This window comes from Kitasatospora sp. NPDC057965 (assembly GCF_042887135.1).
Lineage (GTDB): Bacteria > Actinomycetota > Actinomycetes > Streptomycetales > Streptomycetaceae > Kitasatospora.
This window is the reverse complement of sequence record NZ_JBHVPZ010000004.1, coordinates 199,544-223,936: the sequence shown is the minus strand read 5'-3', so window position 1 is coordinate 223,936 and position 24,393 is coordinate 199,544. Positions and strand designations below refer to the sequence as shown.

Sequence of the window (24,393 nt, the reverse complement as noted above, 5' to 3'; positions counted from 1 at the left end):
CGACCGGGCCGGCGCGGTGCCGGCCCCACCCGTCCCGGGGGAGTTCATGGCCGAGAGTGCCGAGGACGCCGATCACGCCGATCACGTCGAGCACGCCGAGAACGTCGAGGACGCCGAACGCACCGAGAGCACCAGGACCACCGAGACCACTGGGACCACCGAGAGCACCCAGGCGCCGCCCGTCGGCCGGGCCTGGTCGACGCCCGCCCGGGTCGTCCTGGGCGCGGCCGCCGTGCTGCTGGTGACGGCCACCGGGCTGTTCCTCGGCGCCGTCTTCCTGCACGTGGCGCCCGCCAATCCGCTCTCCCGGGAGTACCGGGAGCAGCTGGACGGCCTGATCTACCCGGAGTTCGAGCAGAACTGGAAGCTGTTCGCGCCCAACCCGCTGCAGCAGAACGTCGCGGTGGACGCCCGGGTGCGCACGGCGACGCCGGACGGGGAGTCCGTGGTGCACGGGTGGGTGGGGCTGACCGCGCAGGACATCGCGGCGATCCGGGGCAATCCGGCGCCCAGTCACGCCGACCAGAACCTGCTGCGCCGGGCCTGGGACTTCTACGACGGCTCGCACAGCGCCCAGGACGAGTCGCCGACCACGGAGCGCGGGCGGCTCGCCGAGCAGTACCTGAAGCGGATCGCGGTGCAGCGGATCGGGAGCAGCGTGGACGGGCGGCCGGTGGTGGCGGTCGAGCTGCGGGTGACCACCGGCACCGTCGCGCCGCCGGAGTGGAGCGGGGAGGCGGCGCCGCCCGCGCCGAAGGTGCGTGAGCTGCCCTGGTGGCCGGTGGCGGACGAGGACCTGCGGGGGCTGCGGTGAGCGGTACGACGCCGGCCGGGGCGCCGGAGCGGCTGCGTGAGGGGATCCCGCGTCAGTCCGGACCGGTGGCCGCCGAGGGCGGTCCGCGGCCGGGTCCGGTCGGGCCGGGCTGGCTGACCGGGCCGGCCGGGTTGGCCGGGGCGGCCGCGCGGGTGTTCGCGGTCTTCGCCGGCCGGGTGCTCGGGCGCCACCAGGCGGCGACGGTGCGGATCGGCTTCGGGCTGGTCTGGCTGGCGTACCTGCTGCGCGAGTGGCCCAACCGGCGGCTGCTGTACGGCGACACCTCGCCCTGGTCGGCGGACCTGGCCCGGCAGCTGCTGGCCGACAACGGGGCGCTGACCGTGCTGCCCTGGTTCGACGGGCGGCTCTGGTTCGAGCTGGTCTACCACCTGGCGGTGCTGTCGGCGCTGGCGGTGCTGCTCGGCTGGCGCACCCGGGCGGCCACCGTGCTGTTCCTGGTCACCGTGCTGTCGCTGCAGAACCGCAACGTCTTCCTCGGCGACGGCGGCGACAACATCGTCCACCTGATGGCGGTCTACCTGGTCTTCACCCGGTGCGCCGAGGTGTGGTCGCTGGACGCCCGGCGGGCCCGGTCCGGGCGGGGCGGGGCGCTCGGGGTGCAGCTCTGGGCGCTGCTCGGGGCGCTGCTGCTGGTCTGTCAGCTGGGCGGTTTCGCGGGGACGAGCCTGGACTGGACGGTCCCGGCGTTCCCGCACGTCGGCTGGGGGGCGCTGTTCTGGCTGCTCTGGGCGGTGGCCGGGCTCTGGTGGCTGGTGGACCGGCTGGCGCCGCGGGGCGAGATCCGGGCGGTGCTGGACGCGCTGGCGACCATGGTGCACAACTGCGCGATGCTGGTGATCGCCGTCGAGGTGGTGCTGATCTACGCCACGGCCGGCTGGTACAAGGTGCAGGGCTCGCGCTGGCAGGACGGCACCGCGCTCCACTACCCGCTGCACCTGGACTACTTCACGCCCTGGCCGGGGCTGTCCGCGCTGGTCGGCGGGATGCTCCTGCCGGTGTTCCTGATCACCTACGGGACGGTGCTGCTCCAGGTGGCCTTCCCGTTCACGCTGGTGAACCGGCGGATCAAGAACGTGCTGCTGGTGGTGATGATGGCCGAGCACCTGGGGATCGCGGTGCTGCTCGGGCTGCCGGTGTTCTCGCTGGCGATGATCGCGGCGGACGCGGTGTTCCTGCCCACGGCGGCGCTGCTGTGGGCCGGGGAGCGGGTCGCGCGGATCCGGCCGTGGAGAGCCCCACTAAGCTGACCGCTATGTCCTGGTTCGCCGCGCTTCGAGACACCGCGCGGACCGGACTGACCATCGACCGGACGCTCACCGACCCCAAGCGGGCGCTGCGCGGGGCGGTCGCCGTCGCCCTGGTGCTCTTCCCGACCCTCGCGCTCGGCGACGCCCGGCTCGCCACCTCGGCCGCGATGGGCGCGTTCATCGCCGGGACGGCGACCTTCCAGCGCAGCTTCCGGCCCAGGGCCACGCTGGCCGTCGCCGCCGGGATCGGACTCGGCGTCAGCACCTGCCTCGGCTACCTGGCGGCCGGGGTGACCGGGCTGTTCCCGACGCTGCTGGCGGTCTGGGCCTTCGGCGCCGGGCTCGCCTGGGCGATCGGGCCGACCGCCGGGGTGGTCGCCGCCAACACGCTCTCGGTGATGCTGATCGTCGTCCAACTGCCGGTCAGCCCGCTCACCGCGCTCGGTCACGGGCTGGTCTGCTCGCTCGGCGGCGCCGTCCAGGCACTGGTCATCACCGTCTGGCCGATCGGCAGCTGGACCGCCCAGCGCGAGGCGCTCGCCGACACCTACGCCGAGCTCGCCGACTACGCCCGCCGGCTGCGCCAGGACCCGACCGCGCACATCGACCCCGAGCCCTTCATGGAGGCCCGGCACGCCGCCGCGCTGACGCCCTGGCAGGACCGGCACCGGCCGGCCGAACTGCGCGGCCTGCGCGGCCTCGCCGAGCGGATCCGGCCCACCCTGGCGGCGATCGCCGATCCCAAGGTCGGCGCCCCCGAGGAGGGTCCGGAGCGCGACCGGGCCCGGGAGGTGCTGGCCGCCTCCGCCGAGGCGATGGACGCGCTGGCCCGGGCGATCCGCACCGGCGAGCCGGTCCGGCTGTCCCCCAGCCCTCGGCCGGGGGGACCCCCAGCGCTCGGCCCGGCGCTCACGCTGGTCGCCCGGACCGAGGGCCCGGAGCTGCGCGGCGCCGCCCGCCGGGCCGCGCGCCGGCTGGCCGGACTGCTCCGCAAGGCCGCCGACGCGCTGGACCGCGGCTCCGAGGACACCATCGACACCCCCGTCATGCAGCCCGGCGGGGCTCTGCGCAAGCCGCCGCTGGTCAAGATGCTGCCGACGGCGCTGCGCGCGGTGCGGCGGCAGTTCCATCCGCACTCGGCGGTCTTCCAGCACGCCGTCCGGCTGTCCGGCGTGGTCACCGTCGCCTATCTGCTGGCCCGGCTGGTGGGCTTCCACCACGGCTACTGGGCGCCGATGACCGCCGCGATGGTGATGCGACCGGACTTCGCGCAGACCTACAGCCGCGGCGTGGCCCGGCTGGCCGGGACGGTCGTCGGCGTGGCCGCCTCCACGCTGGTGGTGCAGCTGGCCCGGCCCGGGGAGTGGGTGCTGGCCGCGCTGGCGGTGGTCTCGATCGGCGGCGCCTATCTGACCTTCCGCACCGGCTATGCGGTGATCACCACCTGCATCTCCTCCTACGTGGTCTTCCTGCTCGGCCTCCAGGAGGGGAACCCGCTGGCCACGGCGGTGGAGCGGGTCGGTCTCACGCTGCTCGGCGGCTCGGTGGCGCTGCTCGTCTACGCGCTCTTCCCGACCTGGCAGACCGCCCGGCTCGGCGAGCGGCTGGCCGAGTGGCTGGCCGCCGCCGGGCGGTACGCGGCCGAGGTGGTCGCCGTCTACGAGCGGCCGGCGGCGCCGCGCGGACGGGAGGTCCGCTCGGCGCTGCTGGACTCCCGGGAGGCGCGCTCGGAGCTGCTCCAGGCGATGCAGCGGGCCGACGCGGAGCCCGGCCGGCACGCCTCCGGGCTGCCCGGGGTGAGCCGCCGCCAGCTGGACCGGGCGCGCGCGGCGGTCGGCCACCTCGGGCGGGTCGCCGTCCTGCTGGAGGCCCACCTGCCCGGCGCGGACGCCGAACCGGTGCCGGGGGCGGCCGAGTTCGCCGAGGAGCTGCGGCTGGCCACGGCGCTGGCGGCCGGTGCGCTGCTGACCGGTCAGCCGGTGGAGTTCGGCGCCGTCCGGGAGGCCCAGGAGCGGCTGGAACGACGGCTCGCCGAGGAGCCGGCCGGGGTGCAGCGGGACGTGGTGCGCTCCGGCACCCGGCTGCTGCTCCAGGCACTGAAGGACCTCGAACGGGCGCTGCGCGGCGGCGGCACGGCGGCCGCCGTCGGGCTGCGCGAGCCGGAGCCCACCGGGCGCTAGGCGGTCTCTGCCGAGGCCGCGGCCTCCAGCCGGTCGGCGAACCCGCAGGCGAAGTGCCACCGGTGGCCGGTGGACGGGTGGAAGCGCAGGAGGAAGCGGAGCGGGCCCCCGCCGACCGTCTCGACGATCTCGACCGTGCCGCCGGTGGAGTCGGCCGGGTGGTGCCCGGGGTCGGCGGCGAGCAGGGCGGCCCGGTCCGGGGCCCGCGGTCGGCCCTGCCACCAGGTGAGGAAGACCGCGGTGTCGGCGGCTCTGCCGGCGCTAGCATAGGAGGAGGAAAATTCTCCGGTTAAGGGGTTGGGCCATGAGGGCGGACGCGGAACGCAGCCGGCGCAGGATCCTGGACGCCGCCTGCGAGGTCTTCCTGGAACGCGGCCCGGACGCCCCGCTGGACGCGGTGGTTCGCCGGGCCGGCGTCGGGCCGGGCACCCTCTACCGCCGCTTCCCCGACCGGACGGCCCTGGTCAGGGCCTTGGTCACCGATCTGCTGGCCCGGCTCGCCGAGGCTGCCGGACAGGCCCGGGCCGCCGAGCCCGACCCCTTCCGGGCGCTGCGCCGCTTCGCGCACGCCGCCGCCGACCTGCGGATGGGCGCGGCGATCGTGGTGCTGCTGGAGCGGCTGGTCGTCGACGCGGACCTGGTCGCCGTCCGCTCCCGCGCGGTCGCCGAGGTCGAGGCCCTGCTGCACGCCGCCCAGGACGCCGGGCAGCTGCGGGCGGACGTCGGGATGGGTGACCTGGTGCTGCTCTGCGTACGGGTCTCCCGGCCGCTGCCGGGCGGCCTGGCCGCGCTGGACGCCGACGGCACGCTCGTCCACCGGCACCTGGACCTCGCGCTGGCCGGTCTGCGGCCGGGCGCCGGGGACACCGGCGGCGGGGAGAGCGGCAGGGCGCCGCTGTCGTTCGAGCAGGTGATCGCGGCCGCCGGACGGCCGGGCGAACCGTCCCCCACCGGGACGGCCCCCACCGGAGTGGCAGAGTGAGCCGGATGAACGAGGAACTGCTGCGGGCCTGGCGGGCCGGGGCCGAGGAGCCGGGAACGGTGCTGCTGGACGGGTTCCACCCGCTGAAGCACGCGCTGCGGTTCGGCGGCGCCGTCCGGCAGGTGCTGACCGCCGACCGGGCGGCGCTGCTGGCGCTCGCCGCCGAACTCGCCCCGGACGTGGCTCCCGCGCTGGACGCGCTGGCGGCCGAACTGCCGGCGGACGCGCTGCGCTCCCTCGCGCCCCGGCTGCACCCGACCGGGGTGATCGCGCTGGCGGTGCGGCCCACCGTCGAGGCGAACCGCGCCGCGCTGGCAGTCCGGCCCCGCCCGGCCCCCGTCGTGCTGCTGGAGAACCCGCGCAACCTGGGCAACGTCGGCGCGGTGATCCGGCTCGCGGCCGGCTTCGGCGCCGCGGGAGTGGTCACCACCGGCGAACTGGACCCCTGGCACCCGGCGGTGCTCCGCGGCAGCGCGGGCCTGCACTTCGCCACCGCCGTCGAGCGGCTGACCCTGCCGGAGCTGCCGGCCGGCCCGCTCTACGTGCTGGACCCGGAGGGCGCGGACATCCGGGCGACGGCCTTCCCGGACGACGCGGTGCTCGCCTTCGGCACCGAGCGGCACGGGGTGACGCCGGAGCTGAAGGCCCGGGCCGACGAACTGGTCGCGGTGCCGATGCGGCCCGGCGTCTCCAGTTTCAACCTGGCGACCAGCGTGGCGATGGGGCTGTTCCACTGGATGTCCGGGCGCCCGCCCGGCGCGCCGGCGTGAACCGGCGGCCGGGACGGACCGGATGACCGGGCGTCAGGAGAACAGTCGCCTCCAGGTGTCCGGGCCGGGGTAGCCGTCGGCCTCGGCGCCGCGCCAGCCCTGTGCCTCCTGGAAGGCCTGGACGTTGCGGCGGTCGGACTCCGTCCAGCGCGGGCCCGGGCCCTGGGTGTAGGAGGCGCCGTAGCCCTTGCGGACCAGCTGCTCGCCGAGCTGGCGCACGAAGTCGTTGTTGGCGCCGGGGCCGAACTTGTCGGCGCCCGGGAAGGCCGGCACCCCGGTGCCGGGGTTCACCGGCGGGGGCGGCTGCGGGGTGCCGCCGGTGCCTCCGGTGCCGCCGTCGATGTCGCGGCCCTTGCCGTTGACCAGGTAGTCCCAGGTGGCCTTGCCCGGGATGCCGTCCGCCTCGCTGCCGCGCCAGCCCTGGGCGAGCTGGAAGGCCTCGGTGGCCCGCCGGTCCGCCTCGCCCCAGCGCGGGCCGGGGCCCTCGCTGTAGAACCGGCCGCCGCCGCGCTGCACCAGCATCTGGCCGAGCCTGGTGACGTCGGCGTTGTTGGCGCCGGGGCCGAACGCGCCGGCACCCGGGAAGGCCGTCGACGCGGAGCCGCCGCCGCTGCCGCCGTTGGAGGTGGAGAGCCCCTTGTAGCGGTACGGGACGTAGGAGGCGGAGTTGTTCCAGTACGCGTACGGGGTGGAGCGCTTGAGGGTGTTCGGGGAGGTCTGCTCGTACGCGATGTAGCGGGTGCGGGAGGAGTCGGTCCAGCCGCCGAAGATCGTCACGTGCGAACCGGACTGCGGGCTGGCCGGGTTGTTGTAGACCAGGATGTCGCCGGGCTGCAGGTCGGCCTTGGTGATCCGGTCGGCGAAGTCCGGCAGGGTCCAGGTGGTCTGGCTGCTGCCCAGCCCCCAGGCCATCGAGACGAAGCCGGAGCAGTCCTGGCGGTAGCCGTCCGACCAGTAGCGGCTCATGCTGTACGGGACCTTCTGGTCGACCCAGCGCTGGGCCCGTTCGATGATCTGGGCCCGGGTGACCGGCGCCGCCGTGGCGCGCGGGGCGGCGAACGAGCGGGCGGTGGGGGACTCGCCGTAGAGGCCGCTGACCTCGCCCTGCGGGGTCTCGCTGCGCGGGGCGGCCGGGCCGCCCGGGCTCGGGGTCGGTGCCGGGGCCGCGACGGCGGTGGCCGCACCGGCCGCGCCGCCGCCCAGGGCGGTGCCGACGGCGGCCATCAGCACGGCCGCCCGACGGCGGACGCTACGGGCCGCCGCGTGTCCGCCCTCGTGCACCGGCGCGGAACGCATCCGGGCCCGGCGGCGGGCGCAGCAGCCCCCGCATATGCAGTCGTCGTCCGGCTCTATCTCGTCGAATTCCAGCAGGGGGGCCGACTGGTCTGTTCGGGTCATACTCCGCCTCTTGTTTCTCCTGGTGGGGGACGGTGCGGGTCGCGCCGCTGACGGCGTGACAGCACGCTCCTTCCCAGGGACACACCGCTTGTTATCGGGACCAAAGTCCCAAAGCGGACCGCCGGGCGCCATGGCGGATTACGCCGAACGGGTGACGGCCGTTCGGCGCCCGGTCGGTGGCGCGGTGTCGGAGGGGGCGGTAGGGGGCGCTGGGGGGCACTCCCGGACGGGACATGGCGGGCGGTCAGGAGACGGACCGTCGGGCGCCCGGCGGGTTGGCGGGCGAGTACTCGGGCCCGGTCCAGGCCAGCGGAGTGGCGTCGGCCAGTTCGACGACGCCGGTGACGGCCAGGTCGACCACGCGCTCGGCGCCCGGCAGGCCGGCGGCGGCCGGTCCGGACCAGTCGGTCCTGGCCTCGCCGGTGATCAGCAGCGCGCCGCCGGTCTCCCAGTCCGGGACGAGCAGCCCGGCCCGGGGGTCGAGTTCCAGGTTTCCCAGCGTCATGAACATGCTGTTGCCCGCGTAGTCGGGCCAGCGCAGCCGGTCCGGTCCGAGTGCCCGCAGGAAGCCCGGGTCGCCGCCGCGGTGCGAGGCGTCCATCGCGCCGTCCGGCCCGGCGGTGGCGACGAAGAAGGTGTCGGCGGTGCTCAGCCACAGCTGCTGGGCGGTGCTCAGCGCGGAGCCGGCCGCCACCCGGCGCGGGGCGCCGGCCTCCGGACGGTCCGCCGGGTGGCGGCGCTGGATGTACTTCGGGCAGTTGGCGTAGACCTGGTCGGCGCTGATCACCAGGCCGCCCCGGCCGTCCGGCACGGAGCGGCCGTTGACCCGCATCCGGCGCCGGCCGGCCGGGTCCAGGGCGATGGTGCCCACCTCGGCGGGGCCGGCCAGGGTGGCCGCCAGCGGGTCCGCCCCGGCCGGCCGGGCGGCCACCGTCACGGTCCGCTCGTCGGCGGCCCGCAGGAAGCCGGCCGGGCCGCTGAGCTGGGTGGCCCAGAGCCGGCCGTCGGCGTCGGCCGCGCCGGCCACCAGCACCCGCCGCTCGGTGAGGAAGCGGGCGGCCACGGCCGGGATGGTGCTGCCGACGGCGCGGCCGGAGTGGTCGGCGCGGTCCGTCCGGCCGGCCCGGTGCTGCACGGCCCGTTCGCCGGGGTGGTACGGCCCGGGTCGGTGGGACGGGCCGGATCGGTGGGCCTGGCCGCCGGTGCTCATCGCGGGTGCCTCCCTCGGCGGGCGGTTAGAAGAACCCGCAGGTCGGGGCGGACTCGGTGGGGGCCGGGGCGCCGGTGGCGTCGACCCCGGCCGGGGTGTAGATCTCCAGCCGGATGCCGTCCGGGTCGGTGAAGAAGATCCCGCCGGAGGCGGCGCCCTCGCGGTGCGGGACGACGCCGTCGTAGGTGAAGGAGGCGCCCAGTTCGCGCAGCAGGGCCTCGGCGGCGCGGACCTCGTCGAGCGAGTCGACCTGGAAGGAGAGGTGGTGCAGGCCGGGCGCGCCGGTGGGGAAGGAGCCCTCGCTCTGCTGCCAGAGCGTCAGCACCGGGCGGCCGTCGCGGCCGAGGAAGGCGAAGCGGCGCTCCGGATCGGTGCCCTCGTTGACCAGCTCCAGGCCGAGGACGCGCCGGTAGAACGCGGTCGAGCGGGTCAGATCGGTGACGTTCAGCCCCACGTGGCCGGTCTGCAGGGTGCTGCTGATGGTGCCGGACATGCCTGATCACTCCCCTGGTCAGGACGCCTCCGGGCGCCGCACTTAACCGTTGTGGATGACGGTACTGGTTAGATCGAAGGAGGGTCAACCAGTATTGGCGTTTTCAATGGTTAGGTTTTTCGGGCATGGCTGTGCCATGACAAGGATGCGGAGGGGCCGTGCGAGGGAGCGGGCGCGCGGGCGCCGGGCCGCGGTGCGGCTACTCCCACTCCCAGCGGACGCCGACGTGGCCCGGCTGCTGGTCGGGGGCGAGCACATGGGCGCTGGCCGAGGCGCCGATCCAGAGCTGCTCGCGGCGGCGGTCGACGTCCGCCCCCGGGTCGCGGTCGTAGCGCTCGCAGTGCACCGGCACGGTCGTCGGGTCGAAGTGCACCTGGAGCACGTACTCGCGCACCGGCGTGGCGAAGCGGCGGCTGTACTCGGTCGTCTCGGCGCCGCCGGACGGGATCGCCACCTCGTACTCGAAGACGGTGCTGTCACCGAGGCCCAGCGGGCGGTCCAGCATCACCTCGCCGACGATCAGTCCGGATTCCGGGCGGCGGCGCACCCGGCCGAGCCGGCCGTGCCGCACGTCGGTGAGCTCCGGACAGCCGGTCGCCTCCTCGTCGGCCTTGTGGACCACCAGGCAGCGGGTCACCCCGGCCACCGTGGCGCGCACCACCAGGCGGATCCGCATCAGGTTGCCGCGGCGGTCGGCGTCGACGTAGTACGAGTCGTGGACCGAGAGCCGCTCCAGCTCGCCGGCCGGCGGTGCGTCCAGTTCGGCGAAGACCTCGGAGATCTCCTGCTCGCCCGGCCAGACGTCCTCCAGCCGCAGATGGCTGGTGCTGGCGTTGGCCGCCCAGCGGCCGCGCGGACGCGGCGGGCCGAGCAGCGCGGACAGCGTGGAGTGCGGCAGACCGAGCAGTTCCTCCAGCAGGTGCACGGCGCGCAGCGAGCTGGCCCGCTCGGGCTGGCTGCGTCCGCGCCGCCAGTAACTCAACGTCGTGACGCTGACTCTGACGCCCCGTTGGGCGAGTGCCGCGCGGATCCGGTCCAGGCTGAGGCCGCTGGCCTCGATCGCCACGTGCAGGGTGTCGGCGAAGCCACCGGTGGGGCTCGGGCGCCCGGGCGTCGGGGCGGGCGACAGCGGCGGAGCGGGTGGCCGGGGGGTGGGCGCGGGTGTGTCCTGGCGCGGCCCGACCAGTCTGAGTCGTGCGTCCTGGGGGTGCTGTGAGGCCATGTGGTTACCTTCCCCACCGAGCGGGTTCGGCAGACCCGGTGCGGCGCCGGAACGCGCCGTCAATGGCCTCGCCGAGCTGTGGGGAACCCTATGCACGGTCGAGAGGCTACGTCATCAGTCGTGCGTATGACAGTGGTCACGGGGGGTGGACCGCCGAGTGAGCGATCTTGAAACAGTACGGAAACACACCGCCCTTTCCCCGGGCGGGCGGCGCGATCCGGCCGGTCCACTGTCCTGTTCCGGCCAGGAACCGCCCGGACGGGGCCGGACGTAGACTCGGGGACCGTTCGAGGGCGAGGCAGCGAGGGAGCGACGATGACGGAGCGGACGGCAGACCCGCGGGACCCGCGCCCGCTGCTCGGCGAGCCGCTCGCGCTCGACCTGCTGAACACCCGGTGGGCCGGTGTGCCGGTCAACGACCTCTTCGCCGCGCCCGGGGGCCACGCGATCTGGCTCTCCTCGGCCGGACTGGCCGGGCGGTGCGCGGCGGACCCGGCCGGGCTGGCCGCCCTGCTGGAGGCCCGGGAGGCGCTGGCGGCGGCGGTCCGCGAACTGGACGCCGGCCGGCTGCCCGGGGCCGTCGAGCTGGCCGGTCTCGACGTGGTGCTGCGGCACGGGCGGGTGCGGCGGGAGGCCTCGGCGGCCGGGCCGGTGGACCGGGTCGAGGTGGACGAGCCGCACCGGCTGGCCGCCTGGCTGGTGGTGGACGACTTCCTGGGGCTGCTGGCCCGGGGACCGCGGCGGATCAGGAAGTGCGCGAACGAGGCGTGCATCCTGCACTTCTTCGACACTTCGCAGAACGGCCGCCGCCGCTGGTGCCGGATGGCGGTGTGCGGCAACCGGGCGAAGGCGGCCCGGCACTACGAGAAGGCGAAGGCCTGACCCCGGGGCCGTGGAGCCCCGGGGCCGGGCTGGGTGGGGTCGGGCCGGTGGGTCAGGCCTCGCCGAGCCACTCGGTGAGCGCGGCGCGCAGCTCGCCGGCGCCCGGGTCGACCGCGGCCCAGGCGGCGTAGCCGTCCGGGCGGATCAGCAGCACGGTGTCGCGCAGCTTGCCGTGCGGATCGGCCGGGGCGGCGGTGACCAGGCGGTCCGCCCACGGGTCGGCGGCCGTCACCTCGTCATTGCTGACCAGGACGAACTCGCCGGCCCGCAGGGCCTCGTAGAGCCGCTGCGGGGCGGCCGGACCGCCCTCGCGGGGCTGCTCCAGGGCGGTCAGCCGCAGGTCCGGGACGCGCTTGCCGACCAGCGGGTGGGCGTCCTTGGGCGCCGGGTAGGCGATGCCGATGCCGGAGATGGTGCGGGCGCCGCGCTCCACGACCAGGTCGACGTGCTCGGCGATCGAGGCGAGCGCGCCGCGCAGCGCCCGGGTGGCGGCCGACTGGGCGAGCGCGAGCCGGATCAGCGCGCCGGAGGTGCGCAGCACCGCCCGGCCGACCGGGTGGCGCTCGGTCTGGTAGGTGTCGAGCAGCGCGTCGGTGGCCCGGCCGCGGACGGCGGCGGCGAGCTTCCAGGAGAGGTTGGCGGCGTCCTGCAGTCCGGTGTTCATGCCCAGACCGCCGGCCGGGGAGTGGCAGTGGGCCGCGTCGCCGGCCAGCAGGACCCGTCCGGAACGGTAGTTGGGCACCTGCCGCTCGTCGCTGTGGAAGGTGGAGCTCCAGCGGACGTCGTGCAGGCCGTAGTCCTCGCCGAGGGTGTCGCGGGCGATGTCGGCGAGCACGTCGAGCGGGGGCGTGGTGCCGTCGGTGAACCGCTCGGCGCGGTCCCAGGCGATGATCCGGTACCAGCCGTCGCCGAACGGCACCAGGAAGGAGAAGCCGTGCTCGTTGGCGCCGACGCTGACCGCCTCGTCGGGCTCGCGCTCCAGCCGGACGTCCGCCAGCAGTACGGAGTCGACCACCGACTCGCCGGGGAAGGGCAGTCCGAGCAGCTCGCGGACGGTGGAGTGCACGCCGTCGGCGCCGACCGCGTAGCGGGCCCGGCGGGTGGTGGCGGCGCCGTTCTCGACGGTCTCGACGGTGACGCCGTCGGCGTCCTGCTGCAGGCCGGTCACCTCGGCGCCGCGCACGATCGTCGCACCGGCCTTCACGGCCCGGTCGAGCAGCAGCTGTTCGGTGCGGTACTGCGGGGTGATCAGGACGAAGGGGAAGCGGGTGGGGAGGTCGGTGAGCTCGACCCGGAGCTTGTTGAAGAGCCGCAGGTGACCGAGCGGTCGGCCGGTGGCGATGAGCTCGTCGGCGAGGCCGCGGGCGTCCAGGAGCTCCAGGGTGCGGGCGTGCACGGCGAAGGCCCGGGTGAGGTTGGACTCGGAGGCGCGCTTCTCCAGGACGGTGACGCCCACCCCGGCGGCGGCGAGGTCGCCGGCCAGCAGCAGGCCGGTCGGTCCGGCGCCGACCACGATGACGTCGGTGACGGTCTGCTTCTCGGTCATGTGTCAGCTCCCGGTGCTCGAACAGCGGATGGACGCCGGGTGTGGCGTTTCCCCGCCTCCATCATCGCTTCCCGGGCGTGACGTTGTGAATCTCCGGTCCCCGGCGAGTGGCCGGGGACCGGGGGCGAGCACACGTCCGAGGGCGCCCGCCCCGAGCCGCAGCGGGTCGGAGGGCCCGGAGGCGAGCGGGCGATCAGCTGTGGCGGCGGATCTCCACGGTGCGGAACCGGTTGGCGACGAAGGCGCCGTCGCAGTAGGCGGAGTTGGCGGCCGGGTTGGCGCCGGTGCCGTGCAGGTCGGAGAAGGCGGCGGTCTGGTTGGCGTACACCCCGCCGGTGAGGTTGAGCGAGAGCGAGACGCCGGAGTCGAGGGCGGCCTCCACCAGGGCGGCCTCGACCTCGGGCGAGGTGGTGTAGCCGGAGGCGGTCATCGCGCCCCGGCTGCGGACGGTGTCGCGCAGCAGTTCGACCGCGGCGGCGGTGTTCTCGACCGCGACGGCGAAGGAGACCGGGCCGAAGCACTCGCCGCGGTAGACGGCGCGGTCGTCCGGCTTGTCGGCGTCCAGCTTGACCAGCGCGGGGGTGCGGACCGTCGCGCCGGGGAACTCCGGGTGCTCCACCGCCCGCGGGGCGAGGGCGAGTTCGCCGTACTCGCCGCCGGCCGCGGCGGCCGAGCGCTGCAGCACGCCGGGGTTGACCACCGCGCCGAGGACGGCGGTGGCGCGGGCGTCGTCGGAGAGCAGGCCCTCGATGGCGGCGGCGAGGTCGCGGACCACCTCGTCGTAGGACCTGGCGCCCTGGTCGGTGTCGATGCCGCCGCGCGGGATCAGCAGGTTCTGCGGGGTGGTGCACATCTGGCCGCTGTACAGCGAGAGCGAGAAGGCCAGGTTGTTCAGCATGCCCTTGTAGTCGTCGGTGGAGTCGACGACCACGGTGTTGACGCCGGCCTTCTCGGTGTACACCTCGGCCTGCCGGGCGTTCTCCTCCAGCCAGTCGCCGAAGGCGGTGGAGCCGGTGTAGTCGATCAGCTTGATCTCCGGGCGCACGGCCAGGGTGGCGGCCACGGTGCCGCCCTCGTGCTCGACGGCCAGGCAGACCGTGTTCGGGTCGAAGCCGGCCTCGGCGAGCACCTCGCGGGCGACCTCGACGGTGAGCGCCAGCGGGAGGACGGCGCGCGGGTGCGGCTTGACCAGCACCGGGTTGCCGGTGGCCAGCGAGGCGAACAGGCCGGGGTAGCCGTTCCAGGTGGGGAAGGTGTTGCAGCCGATCAGCAGCGCCAGGCCGCGCGGGACGACGGTGAACTCCTTGGTCATCACCAGCGGGTCGCGCTTGCCCTGCGGCTTGGTCCAGCCGGCGCTCTCCGGCAGCCGGGTCTGCTCGGTGTACGCGTAGGCGACGGCCTCCAGGCCGCGGTCCTGGGCGTGCGGGCCGCCGGCCTGGAAGGCCATCGCGTAGGCCTGGCCGGTGGTGTGCATGACGGCGTTGGCGAACTCGTGCGAGCGGGCGTTGATCCGGGCCAGGACCTCCAGGCAGACGGCGGCGCGGGCGAGCGGACCGGCGGCGGCCCAGGCCGGCCGGGCGGCGCTCAGCGCGGCGATCAGGGCGTCCGGTCCGGCGTGCGGGTAGCCGATGCCCAGCTCCAGGCCGTACGGGGAGGCCTCGCCGCCGACCAGGTCGCCGTCGACGGGGTGGCCGGGCAGCTCGAACGGCCGGTTCAGCCGCGACTCGAAGGCGGCCCTGCCGTCCGCGGCGGCGCTCTCGCCGTAGGCCTTGGGGAACTCGGGGTAGGGCGACCAGTAGTCGCGCTCGGCGGCGGCGTCGACGGCGGCCTCCAGGGTGGCCCGGTGGCGTTCGACGAGCTCGGCGACGTGGGGGTGGGTGACCGCTGCGGACATGGTGTGCGCTCCTCAGAGGGGAGGACGGGACACGTCACAGAGTAACCGAACGATCGGTCGGCTCAAGAGGGCGAACGGTGAACAAAGGCCGGGGGCGCGTCCGATCACGGACGCGCCCCCGGCCGGTCGTGGCAGTGGGTGGCGGCGGGGCCTACGGGATGCCGAGCTCGAAGATCACGTAGCCGGCGTACCAGCCGGAGGCGACCGCGCCGGTGCCGAGCACCCCGGCCAGCACCGGCCAGCTCAGCCTGCGCATCGCCACCGCGAGCGCTATCAGCAGCGGGAAGGCCGGCAGCAGGTAGCGCGAGGTGTTGCCGAAGATGCCCAGGCTGCCGAGCACCGAGACGATGGTGGCCAGGGTGTACGCGGTCAGCACCAGCGGCGGGCGCAGCCGGACCAGCAGCACGATCAGCACCGGCAGGCTCAGCACCAGCAGCGTCGCCAGCATGTCCGAGGTGTGGTAGGCGAAGGGGTAGTCGTTGCGGCCCAGCAGCACGCCGCGGATCGCGTTCCAGGTGCCCTGGCCCCAGTCGAAGTAGTGCAGCCAGGCGTCCCGCTGGAGCGTGAAGTAGCCGCCCCAGTCGCCCATCCGCCAGCCCACCCAGCCGACGTAGCCGAGCAGTCCGAGCGGGGCCAGCAGCAGCCCGGTCAGCGGGCGCAGCACCCCGCTGTCCCGCCGGTACAGCTCCACCAGCGCGGCCAGGCCGACCGCGCCGATCAGCGCCGCCGAGGTGGGCCGGTTGAGGCCCGCGATCAGGGTGATCACCCCGGCCGCCACCCACTGCTTGGTCATCACGCAGTAGCAGGCCCAGGCGGCCAGCGCTATGAACAGCGAGTCCGAGTAGAGCGCCCACTCGGCGCCGGAGCCCGGGGCGATCGCCCACAGCCCGGCCGCGATCACGCCGGCGCGCGGGCCGGCCAGCTTGTCGACCACCGCGTAGATGCCGGCCGCGGCGAACAGCGAGGCGACCACCGAGACCAGCATCCCGGCGCCGTACAGGCCGAACGGGCTGATCTCCGAGACCAGCCGCATCAGGCCGGGGTAGAGCGGGAAGAAGGCGGCGGAGTTCTGCTCGATGGTGAAGCCCGGGGTGCCGCCGGGGACCGGCACCAGCGCCGGGTGGTAGCCGAACTGGGCGACCTGCTGGTACCACCAGCCGTCCCAGCTGGCCAGCACGTCCCAGGGGTTGGCGCCGCCGCCGAACCGGGGGTGCTTCTCCAGGTAGTCGCCGGAGAAGGAGAGCAGCTTCATGAAGACGGTGAAGCCGACCAGCTTCAGCACCGCGTAGCACCACACGGCCGGGCCGAAGCGCAGCACCAGGTCGCGGGCGCGGTCGCGCCAGTCGGCCGTGGTGCCGGTCGCCGATCCGTCGCTGCGCTGCTCGGGCAGATCGGATTCGACTGCCGGTATTGCGCTCATCGACTACCCCACCTGGTCGGCCACGGACGGATCGTCCGCCGAGTCTAGGGCGTGGGCCCGCGATTTGGTGTGGACCAGGGCACCCGGACGCCGCCGCACCGGGGCGGGCGGGGATACTCGGAGGATGGCCGATCACACCACGCGCACCGCCTACACCGTGGAGTCCCTGCTCGCGGTGACCGTCGACGTCTTCAACGAGCGCGGCTACGACGGCACCTCGATGGAGGACCTGTCGCGCGCGGCCGGGATCTCCAAGTCGTCGATCTACCACCACGTGCGCGGCAAGGAGGAACTGCTGCGGCTCGCCGTCGGGCGGGCGCTGGACGGACTGTTCGCGATCCTGGCCGAGCCGGGCGCGGTCGACGGGCCGGCGGTGGAGCGGCTGGAGCACGTCGTACGGCGGACCACCGAGGTGCTCCTGACGGAGCTGCCCTACGTCACCCTGCTGCTGCGGGTACGCGGCAACACGGCCACCGAGCAGTGGGCGCTGGAGCGCCGCCGGGAGTTCGACCACCAGGTGGCCGAGCTGGTGCGGGCCGCGGTGGCGGACGGCGCGCTGCGGACGGACGTCGAGCCGCGGCTGGCCACCCGGCTGCTCTTCGGCATGATCAACTCGATCGTGGAGTGGTACCGGCCGGGCAAGGCCGCCGACGGCATCGCGGACGCGGTGGTCCACCTGGCCTTCGACGGCCTGCGGGCCCGCTGAACAGGGCCCGCCGAACCGGGCGGGTCAGTCCGGCGGGACCTGGTCGGTCTCCTCGAAGACCAGCATGGTGCGGGTGCCGAGGACCTGCGGGATGGACTGGATCCGGTTGAGCACCAGCTCCCGCAGGGCGTGGTTGTCGGCGGTGTGCACCAGCAGCAGGACGTCGAAGTCGCCGCCGACCAGGGCGATGTGCGCGACCCCGGGCAGCGCCAGCAGCTGCTCGCGCACGGTGCGCCAGGAGTTCTGCACGATCTTCAGGGTGATGTAGGCGGACGCGCCCTGACCTGCGCGTTCGTGGTCCACCCTGGCCGTGAAGCCGCGAATGACGCCGTCCTCGACCATCCTGGAGATCCGGGCGTACGCGTTCGCCCGGGACACGTGCACCCGCTCGGCCACCGAGCGGATCGAGGCGCGGCCGTCCTGCTGCAGCAGCCGCAGGATCGACCGGTCGACCCGGTCGAGTCTGGACATCTGTTCAGCCGACATGACCCCCCACCCCCACCGATTGGACGCACTGCCACCAGTCGACCGCCACCCGGGCCGATTGTCCACCACCTTCGCACGCTTCTGGTCAAGATGAACAGACGACCGAACAATCGGTAGGGAGCCCCCGCCACCCCTGGAGGTGCCCGAGATGACCGTTCTCGACCACAGACACCACCCGGCGGTGCCCGGTTGGCTGCCCGGGGCCACCGCCCCGCGCACCGACCCGGCCCCGCTGCTCCCGGACCCCGCTCCCGTCCGCGTCCTCGGTACCCCCGCACTGGAGAAGTACGACCCCGCCCTGCTCCGCGAGCTGTACCGCCGCCTGGTCGTCGGCCGCCGGTACAACCAGCAGGCCACCACCCTCACCAAGCAGGGCCGGCTCGCCGTCTACCCGGCCTCGACCGGGCAGGAGGCCTGCCAGGTCGCCGCCGCGCTGGTGCTCGGCGAGCGCGACTGGCTGTTCCCCAGCTACCGCGACACCCTGGCCGTGGTCTCGCGCGGCGTGGACCCGCTGGAGGCGCTCACCCTGCTGCGCGGCAACGCCCACACCGGCTACGACCCGCGCGCCAGCCGGACCGCCCCGCTCTGCACCCCGCTGGCCACCCAGGGCCCGCACGCCGTCGGACTGGCGCACGCCGCCCGGCTGAGCGGCGACCCGGTGGTCGCGCTGGCGATGCTCGGCGACGGCGGCACCAGCGAGGGCGACTTCCACGAGGCGCTGAACTTCGCCGCCGTGCTGCAGGCACCGGTGGTCTTCCTGGTGCAGAACAACGGGTACGCGATCTCCGTCCCGCTGAGCGCGCAGTCCGCCGCCCCGACCCTGGCCCACAAGGCCGTCGGCTACGGGATGCCCGGCCGGCTGGTGGACGGCAACGACGCGCCCGCCGTGCACGGCGTCCTGGCCGAGGCCGTCGAGCGGGCCCGGACCGGTGGCGGCCCGACCCTGATCGAGGCGCTCACCTACCGGGCCGAGGCGCACACCAACGCCGACGACGCCACCCGCTACCGGACCGAGACCGAGGTCACGGCCTGGCGCGAGCACGACCCGATCCTGCTGATGGAGCGGGCGCTGCGCGAGCTGGGGGTGCTGGACGACGCCCTGGTGCGGGAGGCGGCCGACGAGGGCGAGGCGCTCGCGGCCCGGATGCGCGCCGAGTTCCACGCCGACCCGGAGCTCGACCCGATGTCCCTGTTCGCCCATGTGTACGCCGAGCCGACCCCGCAGCTGCGCGAGCAGGCGGCGCGGTTGGCCGAGGAGCTGGCCGCCGAGGCCGAGGTGCAGCACTGATGACGACGGCCGCCACCCCCGCCCCCACCGGCGTCCGGACCGCCAGCATGGCGCAGGCGCTCAACTCGGCGCTGCGCGACGCCATGCGCGAGGACCCGACGGTGCACGTGCTCGGCGAGGACGTCGGCGCGCTCGGCGGCGTCTTCCGGATCACCGACGGACTGACCGCCGAGTTCGGCGCGGACCGCTGCCTGGACACCCCGCTGGCCGAGGCGGGCATCCTCGGCACCGCCGTCGGCATGGCCATGTACGGGCTGCGGCCGGTGGTGGAGATGCAGTTCGACGCCTTCGCCTACCCGGCGCTGGAACAGCTGTTCTCGCACGTGGCCAAGATGCGCAACCGCACGGCCGGCCGGCTGCCGCTGCCGATCACCGTCCGGATCCCCTACGGCGGCGGCATCGGCGGCGTCGAGCACCACAGCGACGCCTCCGAGGCCTACTACGCCTCGACCCCGGGCCTGCACGTGGTCACCCCCGCGACGGTGGCCGACGCCTACGGGCTGCTGCGGGCCTCGATCGCCTCGGACGACCCGGTGGTCTTCCTGGAGCCCAAGCGGATGTACTGGGGCAAGGCGGAGTTCGACCCGGCCGTGCCGGTCGAGCCGGTCGGTCGGGCGGTGCTGCGGCGTACCGGCACCTCCGCGGTGCTGATCACCTACGGCCCCTCGCTGCCGGTCTGCCTGGAGGCGGCCGAGGTGGCACGGGCCGAGGGCTGGGACCTCGCGGTGCTGGACCTGCGCACCCTGGTGCCGTTCGACGACGAGACGGTCTGCCGGGTGGTGCGCTCGCTGGGCCGGGCCGTGGTGGTGCACGAGGCCGGCGGTTTCGGCGGCACCGGTGCGGAGATCGCCGCCCGGGTCACCGAGCGCTGCTTCCACCACCTGGCCGCGCCCGTGCTGCGGGTCACCGGCTTCGACATCCCGTACCCGCCGCCGATGCTGGAGCACCACCACCTGCCCGGGGTGGACCGGATCCTGGACGCGGTCGCCCGGCTCCAGTGGGAGGACTGAGGATGATGCCCGTCGTGCGCGAGTTCACCCTGCCCGACCTCGGTGAGGGACTCACCGAGGCGGAGGTGGTGCGCTGGCTGGTCGAGGTCGGCGAGGTGATCGCGGTCGATCAGCCGGTGGTGGAGGTGGAGACCGCCAAGGCGGTGGTGGAGGTGCCCTGCCCGTACGGCGGGGTGGTGACGGCGCTGTTCGGCGAGGTGGGCCAGGAGGTCGCGGTCGGCGCGCCGCTGGTGACGGTCGCGGTGTCGCCGGGCGAGGGCGAGAAGCCGCTCGCGGCGGAGGTGGAGCGGCCGCTGGTCGGGTACGGGATCGCCGAAACGGCGCGGGGCGGACGGCGGCGACGGGTCGGCGGCGGGACCGCGGTGGCGGCTCCGGTCGCTCCCGCTGTCCAGGCCGCTCCCGTTGCCCCGGCTGCCCCGGCTGCCGTGCGGGGGTCGGCCGTGCCGGCGGTGATCTCGCCGCTGGTGCGGCGGCTGGCCCGGGAGCAGGGTGTCGACCTGGCGGCGGTCACCGGCAGCGGGCCGGAGGGGCTGATCATGCGGGCGGACGTCGAACGGGCGGTCGCGGCGAAGGTCGCCGGGCCCGCCGCCGCGCCCGCCGTCGCGCCGGCGCCGTCCGCGCCGTCCGCCGTCGGGGAGGTCGTTCCGCTGCGCGGGCTGCGCAAGGCGGTGGCCGAGAAGCTCGGCCGCAGCCACCGGGAGATCCCCGCCGCGACCTGCTGGGTGGATGTCGATGCCACCGAACTCATGGCTCTGCGCCGGCAGTTGAACGCCGCGCCGGGGCCGAAGGTGAGCGTGCCGGCGCTGCTCGCCCGGATCTGCACCGTCGCGCTGGAGCGCTTCCCCGAACTCAACTCCAGTGTCACCGAGGACGGTTCGGGGATCCGGCGGCACCCGTCGGTGCACCTGGGCTTCGCGGCCCAGGGCGAGCGCGGGCTGGTCGTCCCGGTGGTGCGGGACGCGCAGCGCCTCACCACCGAGCAACTCGGCGTCGAGTTGGGCCGGTTGACCGAGGCGGCGCGGACCGGGTCGATCGCCCCGGCCGAGCTGACCGGTGGCACGTTCACCCTGAACAACTACGGGGTGTTCGGGGTGGACGGCTCCACCCCGATCCTCAACCACCCGGAGGCGGCGATGCTCGGGGTCGGCCGGATCGTCGCCAAACCCTGGGTCCACCAGGGAGAGTTGGCGGTGCGCGAGGTGACCCAGCTGTCGTTCACCTTCGACCACCGGGTCTGTGACGGCGGTACCGCGGGCGGGTTCCTGCGCTTCGTCGCGGACTGCGTCGAGCAGCCGGGCCTGCTGCTGCGGCAGCTCTGAGCGGGTCGGGCGGGTCGGGCAGGGCCGCCCCGGGTGGTGGAGTCGCCACCCGGGGCGACCCGGGGCGGGGGAGAGTAGCGCGTCCCGGGGGCGGGTGTCCGGGCTTCGCGCGATTCGTGGGATGAGCACTCCGGGCGTGTCACGCTTCCTGGGCGTCAATCGAGACAAGCCAGGTGGTGGCGAAGGCCGGCCGGAGGCGAAACGATTCTCTTGGGTACACGAAACGTTGCGGTGAAATCCCGCAGGACACTCCTGGTCCGGACCGGGCACGGCTCGGCGGCGGCCTCGGCCGTCCCGCCGATGCCGTCGGACCCCCCGGACCTGCCGCCGGCCGCGGCCCCGGTCACCCCGCCGGTCGTGCCGACGGCCGTGCCGCCGATGCCGGTCCGGCCGCCCGCCGTGCCCGCGCCGAGCCGTCCGGACGCCGCCGCGCCGGCTCCGGTGATCGAGCCGCTGTTCACCAGCGCCCCCGGTCTCAACTGGGCCGTCCCGCCCCTCGCCCCGGTGCCGCCGGCCCCGCTGCCGCCCGCACCGGACCCCCGTACCTCGGCCGAACTGCCCCCCACCGCCCGGGACCTGGAACTGATCCGGACCAGCCTGGCGGTCGTCGAGCCGGTCGCCGACCGGGCCACCGCGCACTTCTACGCGCTGGTCTTCCTCGGCCACCCGGAGATCCGGGCGCTCTTCCCGGCCGCCATGGACGTCCAGCGCGACCGCCTGTTCCGCGCCCTGCTGATGGCCGCCCGCGGCGCCGGTGACCCGGAGGGACTGCGCACCCAGCTGCGCGCGCTGGGCTGCGTCCACCGCCGGTACGGCACACTGACCGGCCACTACGGTCCGGTCGGCGAGTGCCTGGTGGCCACCCTGGCCAGGTACACGGGCAGCCGGTGGACCGCCGAGACCGAACTGGCCTGGCGCCGGGTCTACCGGCTGGTCTCCTCGATCATGATCGAGGCCGCCGAGGAGGACGCCCGCAGCTCGCCGCCCTGGTGGCAGGGCGAGGTGGTCGCCCATGAGCGCCGCACCCCGGACGTCGCGGTGCTCACCGTTCGCCCCGACCAGGCCTACCCGTACCGGGCCGGGCAGTACACCAGCCTGGAGACGCCCTGGTGGCCGCGGGTCTGGCGGCACTACTCGTTCGCCTCCGCGCCCCGGCCGGACGGCTTGCTGACCTTCCACGTCAAGGCGGTGCCGGCGGGCTGGGTGAGCAACGCGCTGGTGCACCGGGCCGCGCCGGGGGACGTCCTGCGGCTCGGCCCGGCGGCCGGCGGGATGACCCTGGACCACGCCGACGGCGCCGACCTGCTGCTGGTGGGCGGCGGCACCGGGATCGCGCCGCTGCGGGCGCTGGTCGAGGAGGCGGCCGGGTACGGCGCGGCGGGCCGCTCGGTGGAGCTGTTCTACGGCGCCCGGCGCGCCGGCGAGCTGTACGAACTGGACGGGCTGCGGGAGTTGGCGCGGCGGCACCGCTGGCTGGCGGTCCGCCCGGTGCTGTCCGGCCCGGGGTCCGGGACGGCCGAGTCGGCCGCGGCGGGTCTGCTGGCGGGTGAACTCCCGGAGGCGGTGGCCCGGTTCGGGCCGTGGACCGGACGGACGGCCTGCCTCGCCGGGCCGCCCGCGATGGTCCGGCGGACGAGCGGGGTGCTGCTGCGGGCCGGTCTGCCGGTGGAGCGGATCCGGCACGACCTGGCCGCGAGGTGAGTGGGCCGCACGCGCCGATCGCAGCCCGGCGAGGCGACCGGCGTCAGCCGAGGTCGGGGGCGAGCAGGGCGCGGATGCCCTCGATGTTGGCGGCCAGGTAGGCCCGAAGGCTCGGCGGCACCACGTTGACCGCGGTGACGCCTTCACGGGTGAAGGGCACCCGGACCACGTCGTAGTCGCCGTTGGGCTCGTCGACCTCGGGGCCGTGCCGGCGGTCGAGGTCCATCGAGGCGAGCCGGCAGACGAAGAAGTGCTGGACCTTCACCCCGTGCGGGTGGAGCAGGGTGCCGTCGTCGTGGTGGGTGTGGCTGATGGTGTCCACGAAGGCGGGGACCACGTCGACCACCTTGCCGCCGAGCTCCTCGTCCACCTCGCGGTGCAGGGCGTCCACCACGGTCCGGTCGTCGCGCTCGACGCCGCCGCCGGGGGTGAGCCAGTACGGATGCGGGGAACCCGGCCGGGTGCGCTTGATCAGTACCAGCGAGGCCGGTCCGTACGGGTCGTTCGGGTCGACCTCCAGCAGGATCGCCCGGGCGGTGCGCTTGACGACGGGGCGGGGCGGGGTGCGCATGGCGACCTCCGGGGCTGGAGCGTTGTGCGGGAGTCTCCCGCGGCCCGGTACCCCCGAAACGCGGCCCGCCCACGGGTGCGTCCGTCCGTGATCGGTTCGTAGTGACGAAAGATCTTGGATAGCAAAGATGAACGTTAAACGGCTCTTTGAAAGTTAGATTTTGCGATCAGATGACCTTTGATTCAAAGGATTTTACCGATTGAATCGTGTGAGAGTCATTGCCACCTTGCCGCGCCTGTGCTGCAATGGGCCACTATCGGGCGAATCGGAGTGATTCACTCCGCATGCTCTTCTGTGTCATGTCTCGGGCTGGGGGCTGGCTGTGGCCATGGATCGGATCGCGGAGCGCACGTCGACACCGGCGCGGCCGGCGCGGACCTCGCGCCTGGAGCGGCAGCCCACCCTGATCTCCTCCGTCCAGCGGGCGCTGCGCCTGCTGGAGGCCGTCGGCGGGTTCCGTCACGGGGCCACCGCCAAGCAGCTCGCCCGCGCCGCCGGCCTGCCGCTCGGCACCGCGTACCACCTGCTGCGCACCCTGGCCCACGAGGGCTACCTGCGGCGGGCCGACGGGCGCTTCTTCTACGGCGAGGCGGTCGACGCCATCGTCCGGGCCGACGACCGGCAGAGCGAGCGGCACGGGCTGCGGGAGCGGATGGAGCGGTTAAGCGAGGAACTCGGCGCGGCCGTCTACTTCGCCCTCTACCAGGACGGCGAGGTCACCGTGGTGGACTCCGTCGACGGCGCCCACCAGGCGGCCGTCGAACCGTGGGCCGACTTCCGGGCCACCGCCCACGCCCACGCGATCGGCCAGTGCCTGCTGAGCCAGCTCCCCGAGGAGGCCCGGCGCGACCACCTCGCCCGCCACCCTCCGGTGGGCCTCACCCCGTCCACGCTCGTCGACGAGTCGGCCGTGCTGCGCCGGATCGCCGGGGTCCGGCACACCATGCCGGTGGTCGAGCGGCAGGAGTACGCGATCGGCACCGTCTGTGCGGCCGTGCCGATCACCGTGGGCTCGGTGGTGGCCACGATGGCCCTCTCGCTGCCGGTCGAGCAGGCCGACCGGCTCGCCGCGGTCGCGGGCCAACTGCGGCGCAGCGTCGGAGCGATGACACCGTCGTTCGTACTCTGACCGCCCCGGCGGGCCGGGCCGGCCCGGGACCGGGCCGGTCAATCCCGCTCGTTCACCATTTGAAAAAGCACATCTTGTCCACTACGTCCGCAAACGGGGACGAT

The 24,393-nt window shown here is 74.6% G+C and carries 21 protein-coding genes; 12 read left to right on the top strand and 9 right to left on the bottom strand.

All coding sequences use genetic code 11. From position 1 onward, the window contains the following. Positions 1-46 precede the first annotated feature (46 nt). The 5 genes from ACFVVU_RS06840 to ACFVVU_RS06820 all read left to right on the top strand — a co-directional run bounded on the left by ACFVVU_RS06840 (position 47) and on the right by ACFVVU_RS06820 (position 6,014). Entirely contained in the window at positions 47-814 is a 768-nt protein-coding gene (locus ACFVVU_RS06840) for a DUF5819 family protein (RefSeq protein ID WP_387788630.1), read from the top strand. After that, a complete protein-coding gene (locus ACFVVU_RS06835; protein WP_387788629.1) occupies positions 811-2,082 on the top strand; it encodes an HTTM domain-containing protein in 1,272 nt (423 codons plus the stop codon). Before ACFVVU_RS06840 ends, ACFVVU_RS06835 begins: the two co-directional genes overlap by 4 nt. Positions 2,083-2,087: 5 nt before the next feature. Beyond that, positions 2,088-4,262 carry an FUSC family protein gene (locus ACFVVU_RS06830; RefSeq protein WP_387788628.1) on the top strand — a complete coding sequence of 725 codons (2,175 nt, stop codon included), beginning with the start codon at positions 2,088-2,090 and terminating at the stop codon, positions 4,260-4,262. Between the two features lie 304 nt (positions 4,263-4,566). Continuing rightward, positions 4,567-5,244 (top strand): TetR/AcrR family transcriptional regulator, encoded by a 678-nt coding sequence (locus tag ACFVVU_RS06825; RefSeq protein WP_380681545.1) that lies wholly within the window; start codon positions 4,567-4,569, stop codon positions 5,242-5,244. Positions 5,245-5,249: 5 nt separating this feature from the next. Further along, positions 5,250-6,014 carry a TrmH family RNA methyltransferase gene (locus ACFVVU_RS06820; protein ID WP_387788627.1) on the top strand — a complete coding sequence of 255 codons (765 nt, stop codon included), beginning with the start codon at positions 5,250-5,252 and terminating at the stop codon, positions 6,012-6,014. Between the two features lie 33 nt (positions 6,015-6,047). Here the strand turns inward: ACFVVU_RS06820 and ACFVVU_RS06815 are convergent, their stop codons facing one another. The 4 genes from ACFVVU_RS06815 to ACFVVU_RS06800 all read right to left on the bottom strand — a co-directional run bounded on the left by ACFVVU_RS06815 (position 6,048) and on the right by ACFVVU_RS06800 (position 10,337). Next, positions 6,048-7,412: a peptidoglycan-binding protein gene (locus ACFVVU_RS06815; protein ID WP_387788626.1), complete on the bottom strand. Its 1,365-nt coding sequence runs from the start codon at positions 7,410-7,412 to the stop codon at positions 6,048-6,050. Positions 7,413-7,656: 244 nt separating this feature from the next. Next, positions 7,657-8,622 carry a pyridoxamine 5'-phosphate oxidase family protein gene (locus ACFVVU_RS06810; RefSeq protein ID WP_387788625.1) on the bottom strand — a complete coding sequence of 322 codons (966 nt, stop codon included), beginning with the start codon at positions 8,620-8,622 and terminating at the stop codon, positions 7,657-7,659. 25 nt (positions 8,623-8,647) lie between these two features. Beyond that, positions 8,648-9,115 (bottom strand): VOC family protein, encoded by a 468-nt coding sequence (locus ACFVVU_RS06805; protein ID WP_380681551.1) that lies wholly within the window; start codon positions 9,113-9,115, stop codon positions 8,648-8,650. Positions 9,116-9,314: 199 nt separating this feature from the next. Then, positions 9,315-10,337, bottom strand: coding sequence for a hypothetical protein (locus tag ACFVVU_RS06800; protein ID WP_380681553.1), 1,023 nt, complete (start codon positions 10,335-10,337; stop codon positions 9,315-9,317). 315 nt (positions 10,338-10,652) lie between these two features. Between ACFVVU_RS06800 and ACFVVU_RS06795 the strand changes: the two genes are divergently transcribed. Continuing rightward, positions 10,653-11,219, top strand: a complete 567-nt coding sequence (locus ACFVVU_RS06795) for a CGNR zinc finger domain-containing protein (protein ID WP_387788624.1) — start codon at positions 10,653-10,655, stop codon at positions 11,217-11,219. A 52-nt stretch (positions 11,220-11,271) separates the two neighbouring features. Here the strand turns inward: ACFVVU_RS06795 and ACFVVU_RS06790 are convergent, their stop codons facing one another. The 3 genes from ACFVVU_RS06790 to ACFVVU_RS06780 all read right to left on the bottom strand — a co-directional run bounded on the left by ACFVVU_RS06790 (position 11,272) and on the right by ACFVVU_RS06780 (position 16,079). Continuing rightward, positions 11,272-12,765 carry an FAD-dependent monooxygenase gene (locus ACFVVU_RS06790; RefSeq protein ID WP_387788623.1) on the bottom strand — a complete coding sequence of 498 codons (1,494 nt, stop codon included), beginning with the start codon at positions 12,763-12,765 and terminating at the stop codon, positions 11,272-11,274. 193 nt (positions 12,766-12,958) lie between these two features. Next, positions 12,959-14,659: a phenylacetic acid degradation protein PaaN gene (paaN, locus tag ACFVVU_RS06785; protein WP_387788622.1), complete on the bottom strand. Its 1,701-nt coding sequence runs from the start codon at positions 14,657-14,659 to the stop codon at positions 12,959-12,961. 151 nt (positions 14,660-14,810) lie between these two features. Further along, a complete protein-coding gene (locus tag ACFVVU_RS06780) occupies positions 14,811-16,079 on the bottom strand; it encodes a glycosyltransferase family 39 protein (RefSeq protein ID WP_380684640.1) in 1,269 nt (422 codons plus the stop codon). A gap of 124 nt (positions 16,080-16,203) precedes the next feature. Between ACFVVU_RS06780 and ACFVVU_RS06775 the strand changes: the two genes are divergently transcribed. Then, positions 16,204-16,785 (top strand): TetR/AcrR family transcriptional regulator, encoded by a 582-nt coding sequence (locus tag ACFVVU_RS06775; protein ID WP_380684641.1) that lies wholly within the window; start codon positions 16,204-16,206, stop codon positions 16,783-16,785. A 24-nt stretch (positions 16,786-16,809) separates the two neighbouring features. Here ACFVVU_RS06775 and ACFVVU_RS06770 read toward each other — a convergent pair whose 3' ends face one another. Further along, on the bottom strand, positions 16,810-17,256 hold the full coding sequence (locus ACFVVU_RS06770; RefSeq protein WP_355362418.1) for an Lrp/AsnC family transcriptional regulator: 447 nt from the start codon (positions 17,254-17,256) through the stop codon (positions 16,810-16,812). Positions 17,257-17,419: 163 nt separating this feature from the next. Here ACFVVU_RS06770 and pdhA point away from each other — a divergent pair, with 163 nt between their 5' ends. The 4 genes from pdhA to ACFVVU_RS06750 all read left to right on the top strand — a co-directional run bounded on the left by pdhA (position 17,420) and on the right by ACFVVU_RS06750 (position 22,589). Next, positions 17,420-18,559 carry a pyruvate dehydrogenase (acetyl-transferring) E1 component subunit alpha gene (pdhA, locus tag ACFVVU_RS06765; RefSeq protein WP_387788621.1) on the top strand — a complete coding sequence of 380 codons (1,140 nt, stop codon included), beginning with the start codon at positions 17,420-17,422 and terminating at the stop codon, positions 18,557-18,559. Next, entirely contained in the window at positions 18,559-19,569 is a 1,011-nt protein-coding gene (locus ACFVVU_RS06760) for an alpha-ketoacid dehydrogenase subunit beta (protein ID WP_387788620.1), read from the top strand. The genes pdhA and ACFVVU_RS06760 overlap by 1 nt, the downstream gene beginning before the upstream one ends. A gap of 5 nt (positions 19,570-19,574) precedes the next feature. Next, positions 19,575-20,888 carry a dihydrolipoamide acetyltransferase family protein gene (locus tag ACFVVU_RS06755; protein ID WP_387788693.1) on the top strand — a complete coding sequence of 438 codons (1,314 nt, stop codon included), beginning with the start codon at positions 19,575-19,577 and terminating at the stop codon, positions 20,886-20,888. A gap of 300 nt (positions 20,889-21,188) precedes the next feature. Beyond that, positions 21,189-22,589 carry a globin domain-containing protein gene (locus ACFVVU_RS06750; protein WP_380684644.1) on the top strand — a complete coding sequence of 467 codons (1,401 nt, stop codon included), beginning with the start codon at positions 21,189-21,191 and terminating at the stop codon, positions 22,587-22,589. A gap of 43 nt (positions 22,590-22,632) precedes the next feature. Here ACFVVU_RS06750 and ACFVVU_RS06745 read toward each other — a convergent pair whose 3' ends face one another. After that, positions 22,633-23,160: an NUDIX domain-containing protein gene (locus tag ACFVVU_RS06745; protein WP_380684645.1), complete on the bottom strand. Its 528-nt coding sequence runs from the start codon at positions 23,158-23,160 to the stop codon at positions 22,633-22,635. 328 nt (positions 23,161-23,488) lie between these two features. Between ACFVVU_RS06745 and ACFVVU_RS06740 the strand changes: the two genes are divergently transcribed. Next, positions 23,489-24,289: an IclR family transcriptional regulator gene (locus ACFVVU_RS06740; RefSeq protein WP_380684646.1), complete on the top strand. Its 801-nt coding sequence runs from the start codon at positions 23,489-23,491 to the stop codon at positions 24,287-24,289. Positions 24,290-24,393: the final 104 nt, after the last annotated feature.